The sequence below is a fragment of the Amycolatopsis sp. NPDC051128 genome, from assembly GCF_040682715.1.
Taxonomy (GTDB): domain Bacteria; phylum Actinomycetota; class Actinomycetes; order Mycobacteriales; family Pseudonocardiaceae; genus Amycolatopsis.
In genome coordinates, this window is sequence record NZ_JBFBBN010000004.1 from 98,311 (window position 1) to 113,208 (window position 14,898).

A 14,898-nucleotide genomic window follows, 5' to 3' on the forward strand; every position below is an offset into this window, starting at 1 on the left:
GAGAGCCCCGATCCCATCAGGGAACCGGGGCTCTTTGTGGTGGTACGGCAGTTCAGGGTTTCAGGCGCGCGAACCGATGCGGCCGCGCAGCAGCGGAGCCAGGTCGATCGTGGCCTCCATGGGGCGGGTCGTGCGGACGCCGTCGGAGTGGCGCCGCATCGGGAGGTCCTGGTCCGTCGCCCACGTCGTGGTCTTGCGCAGTGGCGCCTGGATCAGGCTGAAGCCGAAGCGGTTCCGCAGTTCGTTCCCGATTCCCCGGCGGCCACGGTGTTCTTCCTCCTCGCGGCGGAAGAGCGAGTTCACCCGGACGGCCATCGTCTACACCCCCAGCTCTCGTCGCGGTGCCCGGGGGCCCGCGAGCTGCACGCCCGGGGGCGCACTGTCCTCGACGATCACGCTGATCCTCCCCCATGAGGTCCTGCGACGGCTTGGATTGGTTCGGTTTCGGCGCTCGGCCTGCGTAGATGACCGTCCGTCGCGAGCAGGCAGTCATTCACCGACGCCAGCGCCCCGACCGATGCGATTAATCCTACTCCTGGAATAATCTTCATGTCGAGGCCGGACCTAGTTGATCACCCGCTTGGCCCTGTGGGGTACTCCATTGAGACACTGAGTAGCCGGGGGCGGGCAGTTTCGACCAGGTCACGGCCGCGCCCCCCATCGATCCTCGGAGGTACGACCCATGGCGGATTATCCGTCGTTCGCGGATTACGATCCGAACAAGGCCGTGTCCCTGTTCGAAGAGGCCGCCTGGGAGAAGTCGTTCGCCAGCGAGCCCAACGGCGGGAGCTGTGTCGAGGTCAACCTGGGCCGCGAGGGCTTGATCGGTGTCCGGGACACCAAGCTCGCGACCAGCCCGGTCTTCGTGTTCGACACCGCCGAGTGGGAAGCGTTCCTGGTCGCCGTCAAGGCCGGGCAGTTCGACCTGCCGGCCTGAGGTCCGCCCCGCGCGGGTGATCATGATCACGCGTCCGTATCCGGCGGTGATCCGAAGCTGTGTCCCGCTGTGTCCGAGAAAAATGGTGAAGGCCTCCTTCCCCGTCTTCTCTGGTGAAGGAGGCCTTCGCGACGACGCGGATACGCGTGGCCGGCTATTGAGCGGGAATCTCACCCGATTGCCGGAAGCTCACCGCCCCGCAACCGGCTTCGGGTCCGGCGCCAGGCCACCACGACCAGCGCCACGAGCCCGATCAACGGCAGGGTGCTGATCGCCCAGCTCACGCCCATCGGCGGCCCCGGCTGTTCCAGCACCGGCAGTGCGCGCAGCTCGCCGGTGCCGGCCCCCGCCGGGCCGTCGAGGGTGAAGCGGAACGTCCATTCGCCCGGCCGCGGCATCGAGCGGACGTCGAGACCCCACACCTCGCGTTTGCGCGGGTGCCGGACGAGCCGCTGCGTCCGGTTCTTCCCGCCCTCCGGGTTGACCATCGTGAGCGTGCCGGACTTGTCCCCGATCCCGCCGTCGGGGATGAAGGTGAAGTCCAGCGACTGCGTGGCTTTCAGCGGCCAGGTGCTGAACCCGACCGTCAGCCCGTAGGGCCCGGCCTGCACGCGTTCGGTGTGCACGATGTTCACCGGCTCGTACGCGTTCGCCGGCGCCGCGGTGGCGAACAGCAGCCCGGCCACGGCGGCCAAGGCCAAGAGTGTGTTACGCATCAGCGGTTTCCCCCTTCTTCGCGGGTGCCAGCAGGCAGAGCATCCCGCCGAACCGCCACCCGGCGAACCCGCCGAGCAGCCCCAGCGCCGCGCTGAGCACGGCGGTCGTCGTCAGGTACCAGGCCGGCGGCAGGTGCGCGCCGGTGTAGAGCAGGAAGCGCTGGACCGGCAGGCTCAGGCCGATCAGCAGCCCGGCGATCCCGCCGGCGAGCACGGACACCCGGCCGACGCGCCACCCGCGCCGGCGGCCGGCGAGGTACACCAGCTCCATCAGCGCGGCCACCGGCAGCAACGCCATCGGCGTCAGCGACGGCATTTCGGGTACGCCGGAGGTCGCGTCCCGCAGCGGCAGGTCGACCATGTCCGCGTACGCCTTCGCGGCCCACGGCGAGAACCACCAGAAAACCGCCTGCACGACCGCGACCATCGCCGCCGTGCCGACCGCGCCGCCGGGACGGCGGAGGAACCCCGCGCCGACCGCGACCAGCAGCACCGCCATCATCGACGTTCCGATGGAGACGGCGTCGGCGTAGTCGTCCGGCACCTGTTGCAGCCCCAGTGCCAGCACCGGCCCGAAGGTGAGCAACACGGTCAGCGACGCCAGCGTGCCGAGCCGGCCCCAGCGGTGCTCCCGCGCCGCGGCGAACACCGCGGTCGTGCCGATCAGCGACACCGTGATCGACAGCAGCAGCCCGATGTGCGGCGGCGAGTCGATCACCGCGTCGAAGCCGTAGAGCCCGTGCCACCACTGGTCCCACAGCCCGTACAGCAGGAACGTCGCCGCGCCGACGCCGGAGACGAGGTAGCCCAGCGGCGCCGCGAAGGTCCGGCCGAAGACGTTGACCACGCGCCCGCCGATCCGCGGGTCGACCGGCCGCCCCGCGCGCCGCGCCGCCGTCGTCAGCAGCACGACGGCGAGGCTCGCCAGCCCGACGACCGCGCTGCCCGCGTACAGGAACAGGTGCGGCAGCGTGAAGAACGTGTCCGGCCCGACGTCGCTGTGCCACTGGATGTCCCAGGTGAGCCCGACCAGTGAGAGCAGCGACCCGCCGAGCACGACGTTCGCCGGCAGCAACCCCGCTCGTGCCTGTTTCGCCACCGGCGTCACACGGACGCCGGATGCGGTGAGATCCATTCCCCCGACCCTCCTTCTTACTTGACCAACACGGGAAAGACGACTTGGGCGGGCCCACCGGGTCCGCGCAGCGAGACGGTGATCTCCCACTGCCCGGCCATCGGCAGTCCGACGTCCGCGGCGCGGAAGCGGCCGGGCCCGTCCGGCCCGGCGGGCACGGCCGGGAACGCGTGCCCCATCTGCGCCATGACCGGCGCGACCGTGACGGCGTCGGGCGCGGGCCCGGTGACGGCCACGGTGAACGTGTTGGCGCCGATGCGTGGCTGGTCCGCGGAGAACTGGACGGTGTACGGCCCGGAAACCGCTTGCTGCGCGGTGGGTTTCGCGCTGCCGCCCGGCCAGAGCAGCCAGGTGGCGACGGCCGCGACGACCAGCGCGACCACGACGATGAGCAGCGTCGGGCGTTTCATCGTCCGGCTCCTGTCGTCGGGACGTCCACCACGGCGGGGATGGTGAGCACGCGGTAGCCGCGTTCGGCCTGCAGCCAGATCCGGTACCGGCCGGGCGCGGCGAAGGTGTAGGTGAAGCTGACGTCCGGGCCGTACGCGGCGACGGTCTCGTCGGGGCGGCCGATCTGGCCGGCGACGGGCGGGATCATGGCGTGGACGTGCGCCCACGTGGGCGCCTTCGCGGCGGCCGCGCCCGGTTGCCCGGTGATCGGCCCGGCGATGATGAGGTGGCCGAGCATGCCCAGCCACGGCTGGAGGTCCTGGGTCCGGAAGTGCGCGGTGATGGTGGTCGGCGTCCCCTCGCTGATGGAGAGGTCCACCGGGGTGCCGTCGACCGTCCGCGGTCCGGCGCCCGCCGGCTCGGGCGCGGGGGCGGCGGTGCCGGTCACGTCCACAGTGGATCGGACGAGCTGGACCCCGCCGCCGCGCCGGACGAGTTCCGCGGCGACGGCGTACGTGCCCGCTTCCGGATCGGCGAGGCTCACGCGGTAGTCGCCGGGGCCGACGCGCACCGGGTGCAGGTGGCTCATCCGCCCCGACGGTGAGACCAGCACCAGGTGCACGAGGGCGTTGTCGTGGATGAGCAGGTCGTCGACCGGGCGGCCGGTGGCGCCGTCGGTGAGGCTGAGCCGCAAGCCGCCGGGCGTCGTGTGCGCCGCCAGGTTCACCGGCGGCCGCGAGTAATCCACTGTGGACAGCTGCGCGTTGGCGTACGGGTCGGTGACGTTGTCGAACGTCGGATCGAGCTGGCTGCCGGGCGCGGGCGGCGGGGGAGTGCCGGCCGACAGCAGGGCGCCGGTGACCGCGACGGCGATCGCGGCGACCGCGCCGCCCGCCGGGATCAGCGCGAACGCGGTCCGCTTGGCTCGCACGCCCACGACCAGGGCGACGAGCAGGAAGGCGCCCGCGGCGACGAACCCGCCGTAGGTCGCCTTCTCCCATGGCGGGACGACCCGCGCCGGGACGATGAACGGGATGGTCGCGGTGACCCCGGTGCCGTCGGTCAGCGAAAGCTCCCACGGCCCCGGCTTGCCGACTTGGAGATTTCCCGGGTACACGCCCGGTTCGGCGCCGAGCACGACGTCGCCCCGCGACGTCACGACGCCGTCGGCCGCCGCGGTCAGGTGGAGCGTGCCGGGCGCGGTGCCCTGGTGCGTCACGACGTCGACCCGCAACGGCGACGGCGTGACGTCGACCCGGCGGATGATCACGGTCAGTTCGCGCGCGCCGAGTGTCTGCGCGATCTGGATGTCGGCGCCGCTCGGTGCGCCGTCGGCGTGCGCGATCCCGCCGTCGAGCGCGATTCCGAGCACGGTCAGCAGCATCAGCAACGCGGCGCTTGATTTGGTCCCCATCGTGGTCCGAACCTAGCGACGGTGGCCGGTGGCGGGCGTCACGGCGGCGAGGGAACTCCGGTCCCCAGTTCGGGGGACCGGCGGCCCCGGTGGTCTCAGGGGTTCAGGAATTTCCGCAGGTGGGAGACGACTTCGTCCGGCTGCTCCTCGGCCAGGAAGTGGCCGCATTCGGCGAGGGCTCCGCCCGTGACGTCGTTGGCGTACTCCTGCCAGATCTCCAGGGCCGGCAGCTGGGCGACCAGGCCGTCCGCGCCCCACAGCGCGAGAAGCGGCTGCGTGACGCGCTTTCCGGCGGCGAAGTCGGCGTCGTCGAGTTCGGCGTCGTCCGGGAAGGAGGCGCGGTAGTCGTCGAAGCCGGCCCGCAGCGCGCCGGGCTGGGAGAAGGCGCGGACGTACTCGGCGACGGCGGCCGCGTCGAGGCGGTGGCGCTGGTAGGTCCAGCGTTCGAAGAAGTAGCCGAGGTAGCCGGCGATGTTCTGGCCGGCCAGCAGTTCCGGCAGGTCGGGCTGCAGGTGGAAGAGCCAGTGCCAGGAGGGCTTCGCGATGACGTCGAGCCGCTGCCACATCGCGCGGGTCGGCACGATGTCGAGCACGGCGAGGCGGTCGACCTGGTCCGGGCGGTCGAGGGCCCAGCGGTGCGCGACGCGGCCGCCGCGGTCGTGCCCGGCGACGGCGGTTCTCGGAAACCCGAGGTGCTCGGCCAGCGCGGCGACGTCGGCGGCCATCGTGCGCTTGTCGAAGCCGGTTTTCGGTTTGTCGGTGCGGCCGTAGCCGCGCAGGTCGGGGGCGATCACGGTGTGCGTCTCGGCGAGGGGTGCCAGGACCTGGTGCCAGCAGTGTGAAGTCTGGGGCCAGCCGTGCAGCAGGAACAGGGGTGGACCGTCTCCGACGCGCAGGTAATGCATCCGGAGCCCGTTCACCGTGGCGGTGTTCTCTAACCGGTTCATACGGTTAGACGGTAGCGTCCCTTCTAACTGTCTTCAAGGGTTAGAATGCGGGGTATGGAGTGGGTCTTCGACGGCGGACGGCCGTGCCTCGACCTCGTCAACACGATGCGCAGCCGGCACGAGGGCGGCGTCGAGCTGCTGACCGGGCCCGACGCGCTGGCCGAGTGGCTTTCCCTGGCCGGCTTCACGGCGGGCCGGGTGCCGGTGACGGCCGGGAACATGCTCGCCGCGAAGGCGTTGCGAGAGGCGATCGACCGGGTGCTGCTCGCCGACGAGCTGCCCGGGCGGATGGACATCGACCTGGTGAACAACGCGGCCGCGGCGGCCCCGGCCCCGCCGCCGCGCCTCGCGCTCGACGACGGCCGTCTGCGGCGCGAGATGCCGGCCCCGAAGGATCCGGTGGCGGCGGCGTTCGCGGCGTTGGCGGCGGACGCGATCGACCTGGCGACGAGCGACGCCGCCGTCCGCGTCTGCGCGGCGGACGACTGCGGGCTGCGCTTCTGCGACGCTTCCCCGCGTCGCAACCGGCAGTGGTGCTCGATGGCGCGGTGCGGAAACCGGGCCAAGGCCCGGGCGCACTACGCCCGCACGATCAGCCGCGACTGAACGATCCCGGACCGTCGCCCCGCACCAAAGCCCGATACGCCCGCGGGTGCGCGCGGAACCACACGTTGAGTTTCCCGATCCACCGCATGTGCGCGGTCCGCGACCCGGCCGGGATCGGCGTTGCCAGAACCCGCACCGCCGAAGCGAACCGCGAGAACCGCCGCTGATCGCGCAGAGTCCACTGTAGACCAAGGAGATCACGGAGCGCGGGCGGCAAAGTGGCCCGGATCAAGAACATCTGAGTCCGAGCGTGCCACCGCCACCACGTGTCCGGCAGCCACCGCACCGGCTTCCGCACCGTCCGGATCGTCTCGAAGAGCTGGTCGATCGTCGGATTCCGGGAAAACCCGGCCACCATCGAGTCGTAGTAGTCCAGGAATCCCGCCCAGTCCGGCGGCAGGTCGCGTTCGCGCACCCCGAGCATCCGCCCGATGTCGCACATCTGCGCGTAGTACTCCTCAAGCTCCGAACTGGACAGTGGATGCCCGAAAAACCGTTGTGCGTCAACCGGAACTTTCACCAGCGTCGCGTGCACCCACGCGTACGCGGCAGGATCCAAGGCGCTGTACCGGCGTCCATCCGACAAGCCGGTGAACCGCCGGTGCACTGCCCGCAGCCGGTCGGCCTCGACGCGCGCGCCCGCACTGCCGCCGTAGACGTAGATCGACAGCGACGCGCCGGTCCGCATCAGCCGCGTCCACGGGTCTTCCGTGTAGTCCGAGTGATCCCGCACGCCCGCCGCGACGACCGGGTGCGCCACCTGCAGCACCAGGACCTGCCCCGCCAGCAACCCGTCGCGGAAGTCGCCGAAGTACTTCCACGCCGCCGTGCCGCGAACGACCGGCGGGGCCATCAGGAACCGCGGATCAGCATCATCAGCGGTCCGGCCACCGGGGTGTCGGTCTCGCCGGTGGCGAGCCGGCGCAACTGCAGCCCGGCGATCAGCGCGACCACCGGCCCGGCCAGCCGCCGCGGCTCCGGCACGTCCAGCACTTCGAGGATCGTCACGGCCAGCTCGTCGTACGCCGCGAAGCAGCGCGAAGAAGCTTCTTGCAGCTCTGGGTCACGCGCGGACTGGAGGTACAGCTCGTGCGCGCCGAGCTCGTCGGCGCCGAACGGCAGCTGGGCGATCACGTGCTCGACGACCGAGGCCGCCTGCTCGACGCTGAGGCCGTCCGCGCGGTAGCCGTCGACGATCGCGCCGAGCTTCGCCGTTTCCTCCTCGACGAACATGAGCATCGCCTCGCGCAGCAACGCCGTCTGGCTGGGGAAGTGGTAGGTGAGCGTGCCGAGCGAAACCCCGGCGACGGCCGCGATCCGGCGGTTCGTCAGCCCGCCGACCCCGTGCTCGCCGACGACCTTCAACGCGCCGCGCAGGATGGCTTCCCGGGTGCTTACCAGCTTGTCTCGGGATGCCGCTCCGGCCACCGTTCGACCTCTTCCAGTTGCGCGGCGAGCGAGATCAGCCGCTCTTCGGCGTGCGACGGACCGAGCAGCTGCGCGCCGAGCGGCAGCCCGCCGTTCGTCTGCCCGGCCGGGACGTTGACCCCCGGCCAGCCCAGCACGTTCCACGGCCAAGCGTACGGGCAGGCGGCGATCATCGCCTGGTCGGTCTCCCAGCCGGACAGCCCGTCGAACGTGCCGATCCGCGGCGGCGGGGTCGCGGTGGTCGGGGTCAGCAGCACGTCGACGCGGCCGAACACCGAGCCGATCCGCCGGTGCAGTCCCGGCTCGAGGGCGCGGGCCAGCCGCAGGGCCGGCCCGGCGAGCAGGCGGCCGTGCCCGGCGTTGCTGCGGGTGCGCGGATCGAGCCCGGCGCGGTCCGGCACGCGCAGCGTCCAGTCGCGGACCCCGGTCAGCGAACGCGGCAGGAACGTCAGGCCGATCAGCCCGTAGTCGGGCTCGACTTCGACGATTTCGTGGCCCAGCCCGGCGAGCGACTCGGCGAGCCGCCGCACCGCGCCCTCGACGACCGGGTCGAGCCGCGTTTTGGTGGCGGTGAACGGAATCCGCGTCGACAGCCCGATCCGCAGCCTGCCGGGCTCGCGGCGCGCGGCCGTCCGGAACGTCTCGTGGGTGCCGGCCGCGGCGTCGAGCAGCAGGGCGGCGTCTTCGACCGTGCGGGCGAGCGGGCCGAGCACGGTCAGGCCGTGGAACAGCTCGCCGTCGGTCGGGATCCGGCCGCGCTGCGTCTTGATGCCGACCAGCCCGGTCCACGCGGCCGGGATCCGCACCGAACCGGCGCCGTCGGAACCGAGCGCGGCCGCGATGACCCCCGACGCCACCGCGGCCGCGCTCCCGCCCGAAGAACCCCCGGGGGTGTGGCCGGTGTGCCACGGATTGCGCGTCACCCCGAAGGCGGGGCCTTCGGTGAACGGCCATTGGCCCAGCTCGGGAGTGTTCGTCTTGCCGATGATCACGGCGCCGGCTTCGCGCAGCAGCGCGACGGCGGGCGCGTCGGCCGTCGCGCAGGGGAAGTCCCCGGTGCAGCCGAACGCGGTGGGCAGCCCGGCGAGGTCGACGTCGTCCTTGATCGCGACGGGCACCCCGAGCAGCGGTGCCCGGTTACCGGCCGCGAGCCGCCGGTCGGCTTCGGCGGCTTCGGCGTGGGCCTCGTCGTCGCGCAGGTGGCGGAAGGCGTTGAGCGTGGGCTGGCTCGCGTGCGCGCGGTCGAGCGCCGCCGCGGTGAGCTCGCTCGAGGTGACTTCGCCCGCGGCCAGCCGGCCCGCCTGCGCGGCGAGGCTGGCGAAGTCGAGGCCGGTCTTCGGCGTCGCGGTCATGGCAGCCCCCGAAGGTTCTCGTTCGTTCGAACGAACGTTACCGGATTCCGGCCGGTTCGGCGATCCCCGCGGCGGCCGCGCTTAGGATCGGGCTGGTGACGTTCGACTTCGCCCGATTCCCTGCCGCGGCGCTGGACGCCGTCCCGCGCGTCGACCTCGGTGGCTGGCCGACGCCGCTGCACGCGGCGCCACGGCTCGGTGAAGCCCTCGGTCTGCCGAACCTCCTGCTCAAGCGCGACGACGTGCACCCGCTCGGCGCGGGCGGCAACAAGCTCCGCAAGCTGGAATACCACCTCGGCGCCGCCCGGGAAGCCGGCGCGGACACCGTGATCACCTTCGGCGCGCTCCAGACGAACCACGGACGGCAGACCGCCGCCGCGTGCGCGAAACTCGGTCTGCGCTGCGAACTCGTCCTCACCGCGAAGGTCCCGCGCGACGGCGACGCGTACGAACGCGGCGGCAACCTCCCGCTGGACAGGCTCTTCGGCGCGACCGTCCACGTCTGCGCCGACGGCGAGGAGACCGGCCGCACCTACGACCGCCTGGTCGCCGAAGCCGCCCAGGACGGCCGGAAGGTCGCGACCATCCCGGTCGGCGGCTCGAACGACCTGGGCGCCCTCGGGTACGTGCGCGCCACCCACGAGCTGGCGACCCAGCTCGCCGAACGCGGGATCGAGCGGGCCCACCTCGTCGTCCCGCACGCGAGCGGCGGCACCGCGGCCGGGGTGGCGCTGGCCGCCGGGCTGCTCGGCGGCCTCGGCGTCGGCGTCGCCTGCGTCAGCCACCCGCTCGACGAGGCCACGGAGAACCTGCGCGAACTCACTTCGGGCGCGGCGACGCTGCTCGGCGTCGAACCGCCGTCGCTCGACCACGTCCGGCTGGGCGACTCCACGCTCGGTCCCGGCTACGGCATCCCGACCGACGCGGTCTGGAACGCGCTACGCCTTTTCGGCCGTACCGAGGGAGTTGTGCTCGATCCGGTCTACACCGGCAAAGTGGCCGCCGCGCTGATCGAATGGGCGGGCCAGTTCGCCCCGGACGACCACGTGGTGTTCCTGCACACCGGCGGGCTGCCCGGCTTGTACGGCTACGCGCCCGAATTCGCGGCGGCCGTCGAAAGCTGACTCCAGCCGGGTCGCGACCCCCAGCAGCGTGACCAGCAGCATGACGTCGGCGAGCAGCAGCAGCCGCTGCGTGACGCCGATCGGGACCGCGTCGGAGACCGCGCCGAACGGCTCGATCCCGGCCTCGTTCAGCCGCACGAAGACGAAGCTCAGGGCGAAGAGCCCGAAAGCGCCCCCGGCCAGCTGGATCGCCCGGACCAGGGCGACGCGCTCCGGCCGTCCCCGCAGCGGTTCCAGCAGCGAGATCGCCGCGCCGGGCAGGCTGAGGAACGCGACCAGGCACGCGTAGAGGTGGATCTCACCGCTCACCGGGGCCGGCGCCGCCGGGTAGCTCGCCGGGAACACCGCGGCCGCGGCCATCCCGAGCGCCCACAGCGCGAGCAGCAGCCGGGTCGTCCGCGACAGCGGCACGCCGGCGACGTGCAGCGCGCCGAGCACCGCCAGCGACCCGATGGCCAGCGACAGCACGCTCGCGGCGAGCATGCCCTCGCCCCGGTCAGTGATGGTGTAGCTCGACAGCGTGTCGTACACCGGGTCGTGCGAGCTGATCATGTGCATCACCACGGCCGTGAACAGGCCCCACCCGATCGCGCCCAGTGCCACCAGCCGCCATGGTCTCGTGCGTTTCCCCGTTTCCGTCCCCATGCCATCCAGGGTCTCGGGAAATGGGAGGTTCGTGATCCGGGAAGACCCTGATTAACCCCCTGATTGTCGACCCCCCTAATGAAAATCGACGAGGACGAGTGCCTGGTCGTCGTGCCGCTTCGGCCGGGGCCAGCGGGCGCCGTCCGGGTCCTGCTTTTCCGCGGTGCGGACGGCGTTCAGCACGGCGTCGGGCCCGTCGGCGCGGGTGATCGCCAGGACGTCGCGCCAGTCGAACAGCGCGTACTGGTCGACCCCGATGGAAACGCCGTCGCTGGCGAGCAGGACGGCGTCGACGTCGGCACGCCGCCAGCTGCGCCGGACCGCGTGCGCGGCGGCACCCGGGTCGGCTTCGGCGACCCAGAAGCCGTCGTGCGCGTTGCGCCGGCGCCGGACGTCGGCGCCGGTCTGGAGCATCCCGCGGCGCCGCAGCCGGGCGAGCCGGTCGTCGGAGACGACGTCGACGCCGAAACCGCCGAAGCCGACCACCGGGCTGTCGGCCAGTACCAGCGCGTCGACGCGGTCTTCGAGCCAGCGCACGGCCGCGACCGTGCTCGACGGCGACTGCTGCGGCCGGAGGGAGTTCGCCGTGGTGACTTCGGCGATCGCCCGGGTCAGGACCTCGGTCAGGTCGGCGCCGGGCGCCGCGCGGAGGTCGTCTCCGAGGCGCTTCGCCAGCCGTTCCGCGTACCAGCCGCCAGGGGGTTGCGAGGGGTCCGTCGAGGTGGCGCCGTCCAGGACCAGCACCGCGTTGTCCAGCACGACGACGTGGTCCTCGGTGGGGCGTGGGTGGCCGTCGGCGCCCACCCCGGCCCGCTCGGCGATCGCGATCTCGGGCATCACCCGACTGTACCGTCCTGTCAACTCCGGTTGACAGATCCCTGATGTCAACGTAGGTTGACGGCATGACGGAAGCGACGGATTTGGCCGCCCGGGCCGGTGATCGCGACCCCCGGGTGGGGCTGCGCGCGGTCGCCGCGCTCCGGCGGCTGCTGGAACAACTGGAGGCCGTGCAGGTCCGCAGCGCGCGGGTGCACGGCTGGTCGTGGCAGGAGATCGCCGCCGAGCTGGGGGTCAGCCGGCAGGCCGTGCACAAGAAGTACGGGAGGCACTGATGTTCGAGAAGTTCACGGCCGACGCGCGGCTGGGAGTGATCGAGGCGCAGATGGTGGCGCGGCAGTCCGGCTCGGTGGAAGTCGTGCCTGCCCACCTGCTCGCCGGGTTGGTCAAGATCGCCGAGGGCGACGGCGTCCGCGTGCTCGCCGAGCTGGGCATCTCCGCCGAGGACCTCGCGGCGGAACTGGAACGCGTCCGGCGCCGCGGCGGGGTCAGCGACGCCGACGCCGAAGCGCTCACCGAGTTCGGCATCGACGTCGAGCAGATCGTCGAGCGCGTCGAGCAGACGCACGGCGTGGGCGCGCTCGCCGGCCGGCTCGGCCCGGCCAAGCGCGGACACATCCCGTTCACCGCCCAGTCGAAGAAGACGCTGGAGCTGAGCATCCGGGAAGCCGCCCGGTTGAAGGACAAGTACCTGGGGCAGGAACACATCCTGCTGGCGCTGGCGCAGCAGCGCGGAACCGACGAGGTCCTCGCCCGGCGCGGCGCCGACTACGCGACGCTGCGCCGGGTCGTTCAGCAGCGCAAAGCGGGTTAGTGAACGGGCTGCTGCTCTTCGCGCCACGCGACCAGGGGCAGCAGCGCCTGGGTGAGCGGGCCGATGGTGAGGGCGTAGAGCACGGTGCCGAACCCGACGGTTCCCCCGAGCGCGAAGCCCACGGCGACCACGGTGATCTCGATGCCGGTGCGCACCAGCCGGACCGACCGGCCGGTGCGCGCCGCGAGCCCGGTCATCAGGCCGTCGCGGGCGCCGGGTCCGAGCCGGGCGCCGACGTAGGTCGCGGTCGCGACGCCGTTCAGCACGACCCCGCCGGCCAGCAGCGCGATCTGCCAGCCGAGGTCGTGCTGGTCCGGGAGCACCGCCCGCACCAGGTCGACGGTCACCGAGATGACCACGACGTTCGCGACGGTGCCGATCCCGGGCCGCTGTCGTAGCGGGATCCAGAGCAGCAGGACGGCCACCGAGATCACGCCGGTCGCGGTGCCGAAGGTCAGCCCGGTGTGCTTCATGACGCCTTCGGCCAGTACGCCCCATGGTTCGAGGCCCAGGTGGGCGCGGGTGAGCATGGCGACGCTGGTGCCGTAGAGGGCGAGGCCGGACAGGAGCTGGACGCTGCGCCGGGCGGGGTCACGGGTGATCCGGACGGGCCGGAGATCGATCTGAGCCACACGTCCACTATCGCGGGTAAGTGGTCTGGTAAACCATAGCCAATTCTGGGATATTGGTCTGATGGAACCCGTGATTCCGCTCGGTAGACGCATACAGGGAGGACGCATCTCTGGTCCTCGATTGGCCGTCATGCTGGGCTCGTGGCGCCAAGGCGGCTCCCGGCAGGGCGCGGCCGACCTGGCCGCGGCCATCGAGCTGCAGGTGCTGGACGGCCAGCTCCCGCTCGGCACCCGGCTCCCCGCCGAGCGGGAACTGGCCGACGCGCTCGGCGCGAGCCGGACGCTGATCGGCGCGGCGCTGGACCGGCTCCGGGAGAACGGCTTCGTCGCGAGCCGCCGCGGCGCCGGTTCGTGGATCGCCGCGCCGGGCCGTCGCCGTCGTGACCCGGCGGCCGGCGGCGGTGACGACCTGATCGACTTCACCCACGCGTCCTCGCCGGCCACCCCCGGCATGATCGCGGCGGTCGACGCGGCCCGCGCCGGGCTCGCCGAGCACCTGGCGGACCACGGCTACCAGGAACGCGGCCTGCTCGGCCTGCGGGAGAAGATCGCGCGCCGGTACACCGAACGCGGCCTGCCGACGACGCCCGCGCAGGTGATGGTCACCAACGGGGCGCACCACGCGTTCGTGCTGGTCCTGCGGATGCTGGCCGGGCCGGGCGACCGGGTGCTGGTGGAGCAGCCGACGTACCCGAACGCGCTGGAAGCGATCCGCGCCGCGCACGCGATCCCGGTGCCGGTGGCGCTCGACCCGACCGGGGCGCGCGGCTGGGACATCGCCGGCATCGACGCGGCCCTGCGCCAGACGTCGCCGCGGTTCGCGTACCTCGTGGTCGACTTCCAGAACCCGACCGGCCTGCGCCTGGACGCCGAAGGCCGCGACCGGCTCGGCGCGGTCCTCGCCCGGGCCCGGACGCCGGTCGTGGTGGACGAGACGCTGGCCGAGCTGGACCTGGAGGGCGATCCGCTGGCCGGGCCGCCGCCGCTGGCCGCGTTCGCGGGTGACCTGGCGATCTGCGTGGGCTCGGCGTCGAAGACGCACTGGGGCGGGCTTCGGCTCGGCTGGATCCGTGCGTCGGAGGACCTGCTCGGCCGCCTGGTTTCGGCGCGCTACGCGGTCGACCTGGGCTCGCCGGTGTTCGAGCAGATCGTGTTGACCGAGCTGCTGGGTGAAGCGGGCCGGGCCGCGCTGGCCCGCCGTCGCGAGGAGTTGCGCGGCTACCGCGACGCCCTGGCCGGCGCGGTCGGCCGGCATCTCCCGGACTGGACGTTCACGCTGCCGAAGGGCGGCCTGTCGTTGTGGTGCCGCATGCCGGAACCGGTGAGCTCAAGGCTGGCGGTGGCGGCGGCGAGCCACGGGGTGCAGGTGGCGCCGGGCTCCCGCTTCGGCGTCCACGGCGGCCTGGAGCGCTGGATCCGCCTGCCGTTCTCGCTGCCACCGGAAAAGATCCACGAAGCGGTCCGGCGCCTGAGCGCGGCCGCGGCGTCGGTCCAGGGAACCCCGGCTTCGCTGGACGCTCCGATCGCCTAGCCGCCGACAAACAACGAACCGGTGCGCTGGATGCGAGCCTGCTCCCAGGGATGGGCGGCGTTCATGTGCATCCAGCGCACCGGTTCGTTGTTTCACACACCCGCGGGCGGTACGTGACCTCCGCGTCGCGGGTACCGCTGGCTTCCCGGCACAGCCCCTCGACGTGCCGGGAAGCCGGCGGCTCAGGCGTGCTCTCGGTACTGCGAGTCCTCGCTCGGCGCGGTGAGCAAGGGCTCCCGGAGCGCGCCCGGTGTGGGTCCCGGCGCCACGGGGGCAGCGCGGCGCCGGGACCGGGATCCGACCCGGCCGGGCGCGGTCGGCCGGTCGGAAAGACTGTGGGTTCGCATGGGTTCGCCCCTGGGGGTACGTCGGACGCGGTTGGGCGTCACG

The 14,898-nt window shown here is 72.4% G+C and carries 17 protein-coding genes and 1 pseudogene; 6 read left to right on the forward strand and 12 right to left on the reverse strand.

Going from position 1 to position 14,898, the window contains the following annotated elements; translation table 11 throughout:
• Positions 1-60: 60 nt before the first annotated feature.
• Complete coding sequence (locus AB0M82_RS06245; protein ID WP_364718160.1) at positions 61-315, reverse strand: hypothetical protein; 255 nt, start codon at positions 313-315, stop codon at positions 61-63.
• 367 nt (positions 316-682) lie between these two features.
• Between AB0M82_RS06245 and AB0M82_RS06250 the strand changes: the two genes are divergently transcribed.
• Positions 683-937 carry a DUF397 domain-containing protein gene (locus AB0M82_RS06250; protein WP_364718162.1) on the forward strand — a complete coding sequence of 85 codons (255 nt, stop codon included), beginning with the start codon at positions 683-685 and terminating at the stop codon, positions 935-937.
• 170 nt (positions 938-1,107) lie between these two features.
• On the opposite strand, the gene AB0M82_RS06255 is transcribed toward AB0M82_RS06250, so the two are convergent.
• The 5 genes from AB0M82_RS06255 to AB0M82_RS06275 all read right to left on the reverse strand — a co-directional run bounded on the left by AB0M82_RS06255 (position 1,108) and on the right by AB0M82_RS06275 (position 5,539).
• Positions 1,108-1,653 carry a hypothetical protein gene (locus AB0M82_RS06255; RefSeq protein WP_364718163.1) on the reverse strand — a complete coding sequence of 182 codons (546 nt, stop codon included), beginning with the start codon at positions 1,651-1,653 and terminating at the stop codon, positions 1,108-1,110.
• Positions 1,646-2,788 (reverse strand): hypothetical protein, encoded by a 1,143-nt coding sequence (locus AB0M82_RS06260; protein WP_364718164.1) that lies wholly within the window; start codon positions 2,786-2,788, stop codon positions 1,646-1,648. The genes AB0M82_RS06255 and AB0M82_RS06260 overlap by 8 nt, the downstream gene beginning before the upstream one ends.
• 17 nt (positions 2,789-2,805) lie before the next feature.
• The gene (locus tag AB0M82_RS06265) at positions 2,806-3,198 is read right to left on the reverse strand and encodes a FixH family protein (protein ID WP_364718165.1); all 393 of its coding nucleotides are present in this window, start codon (positions 3,196-3,198) and stop codon (positions 2,806-2,808) included.
• Positions 3,195-4,592: a hypothetical protein gene (locus AB0M82_RS06270; protein WP_364718166.1), complete on the reverse strand. Its 1,398-nt coding sequence runs from the start codon at positions 4,590-4,592 to the stop codon at positions 3,195-3,197. The genes AB0M82_RS06265 and AB0M82_RS06270 overlap by 4 nt, the downstream gene beginning before the upstream one ends.
• A 95-nt stretch (positions 4,593-4,687) precedes the next feature.
• On the reverse strand, positions 4,688-5,539 hold the full coding sequence (locus AB0M82_RS06275) for an alpha/beta hydrolase (RefSeq protein ID WP_364718168.1): 852 nt from the start codon (positions 5,537-5,539) through the stop codon (positions 4,688-4,690).
• Between the two features lie 54 nt (positions 5,540-5,593).
• Here AB0M82_RS06275 and AB0M82_RS06280 point away from each other — a divergent pair, with 54 nt between their 5' ends.
• Positions 5,594-6,145 (forward strand): CGNR zinc finger domain-containing protein, encoded by a 552-nt coding sequence (locus AB0M82_RS06280; RefSeq protein ID WP_364718170.1) that lies wholly within the window; start codon positions 5,594-5,596, stop codon positions 6,143-6,145.
• Here AB0M82_RS06280 and AB0M82_RS06285 read toward each other — a convergent pair.
• Genes AB0M82_RS06285 through AB0M82_RS06295 form a run of 3 tightly spaced genes read right to left on the reverse strand, consistent with a single transcriptional unit; the run spans position 6,132 to position 8,925 of the window.
• Positions 6,132-6,998, reverse strand: coding sequence for an oxygenase MpaB family protein (locus tag AB0M82_RS06285; protein WP_364718172.1), 867 nt, complete (start codon positions 6,996-6,998; stop codon positions 6,132-6,134). The two genes, AB0M82_RS06280 and AB0M82_RS06285, sit on opposite strands and share 14 nt — an antisense overlap.
• Positions 6,998-7,573: a TetR family transcriptional regulator gene (locus AB0M82_RS06290; RefSeq protein WP_364718174.1), complete on the reverse strand. Its 576-nt coding sequence runs from the start codon at positions 7,571-7,573 to the stop codon at positions 6,998-7,000. The genes AB0M82_RS06285 and AB0M82_RS06290 overlap by 1 nt, the downstream gene beginning before the upstream one ends.
• Entirely contained in the window at positions 7,540-8,925 is a 1,386-nt protein-coding gene (locus AB0M82_RS06295; protein ID WP_364718176.1) for an amidase, read from the reverse strand. The genes AB0M82_RS06290 and AB0M82_RS06295 overlap by 34 nt, the downstream gene beginning before the upstream one ends.
• Positions 8,926-9,020: 95 nt before the next feature.
• Here AB0M82_RS06295 and AB0M82_RS06300 point away from each other — a divergent pair, with 95 nt between their 5' ends.
• Complete coding sequence (locus AB0M82_RS06300; protein ID WP_364718177.1) at positions 9,021-10,049, forward strand: D-cysteine desulfhydrase family protein; 1,029 nt, start codon at positions 9,021-9,023, stop codon at positions 10,047-10,049.
• An 84-nt stretch (positions 10,050-10,133) separates the two neighbouring features.
• Here the strand turns inward: AB0M82_RS06300 and AB0M82_RS06305 are convergent.
• Both AB0M82_RS06305 and AB0M82_RS06310 read right to left on the reverse strand, forming a co-directional pair.
• Positions 10,134-10,694: pseudogene (locus AB0M82_RS06305) on the reverse strand (DUF998 domain-containing protein); the annotation flags it as partial.
• Between the two features lie 75 nt (positions 10,695-10,769).
• A complete protein-coding gene (locus AB0M82_RS06310) occupies positions 10,770-11,531 on the reverse strand; it encodes a protein phosphatase 2C domain-containing protein (protein WP_364718179.1) in 762 nt (253 codons plus the stop codon).
• Positions 11,532-11,596: 65 nt separating this feature from the next.
• Between AB0M82_RS06310 and AB0M82_RS06315 the strand changes: the two genes are divergently transcribed.
• Positions 11,597-11,806: a sigma factor-like helix-turn-helix DNA-binding protein gene (locus AB0M82_RS06315; protein ID WP_004559389.1), complete on the forward strand. Its 210-nt coding sequence runs from the start codon at positions 11,597-11,599 to the stop codon at positions 11,804-11,806.
• Positions 11,806-12,345 carry a Clp protease N-terminal domain-containing protein gene (locus AB0M82_RS06320; RefSeq protein ID WP_364718181.1) on the forward strand — a complete coding sequence of 180 codons (540 nt, stop codon included), beginning with the start codon at positions 11,806-11,808 and terminating at the stop codon, positions 12,343-12,345. The genes AB0M82_RS06315 and AB0M82_RS06320 overlap by 1 nt, the downstream gene beginning before the upstream one ends.
• Here the strand turns inward: AB0M82_RS06320 and AB0M82_RS06325 are convergent.
• Entirely contained in the window at positions 12,342-12,977 is a 636-nt protein-coding gene (locus AB0M82_RS06325) for a hypothetical protein (protein ID WP_364718183.1), read from the reverse strand. The two genes, AB0M82_RS06320 and AB0M82_RS06325, sit on opposite strands and share 4 nt — an antisense overlap.
• Before the next feature lie 121 nt (positions 12,978-13,098).
• On the opposite strand from AB0M82_RS06325, the gene AB0M82_RS06330 reads away from it, so the two are divergent.
• The gene (locus AB0M82_RS06330) at positions 13,099-14,508 is read left to right on the forward strand and encodes a PLP-dependent aminotransferase family protein (RefSeq protein WP_364718184.1); all 1,410 of its coding nucleotides are present in this window, start codon (positions 13,099-13,101) and stop codon (positions 14,506-14,508) included.
• Positions 14,509-14,898: the final 390 nt, after the last annotated feature.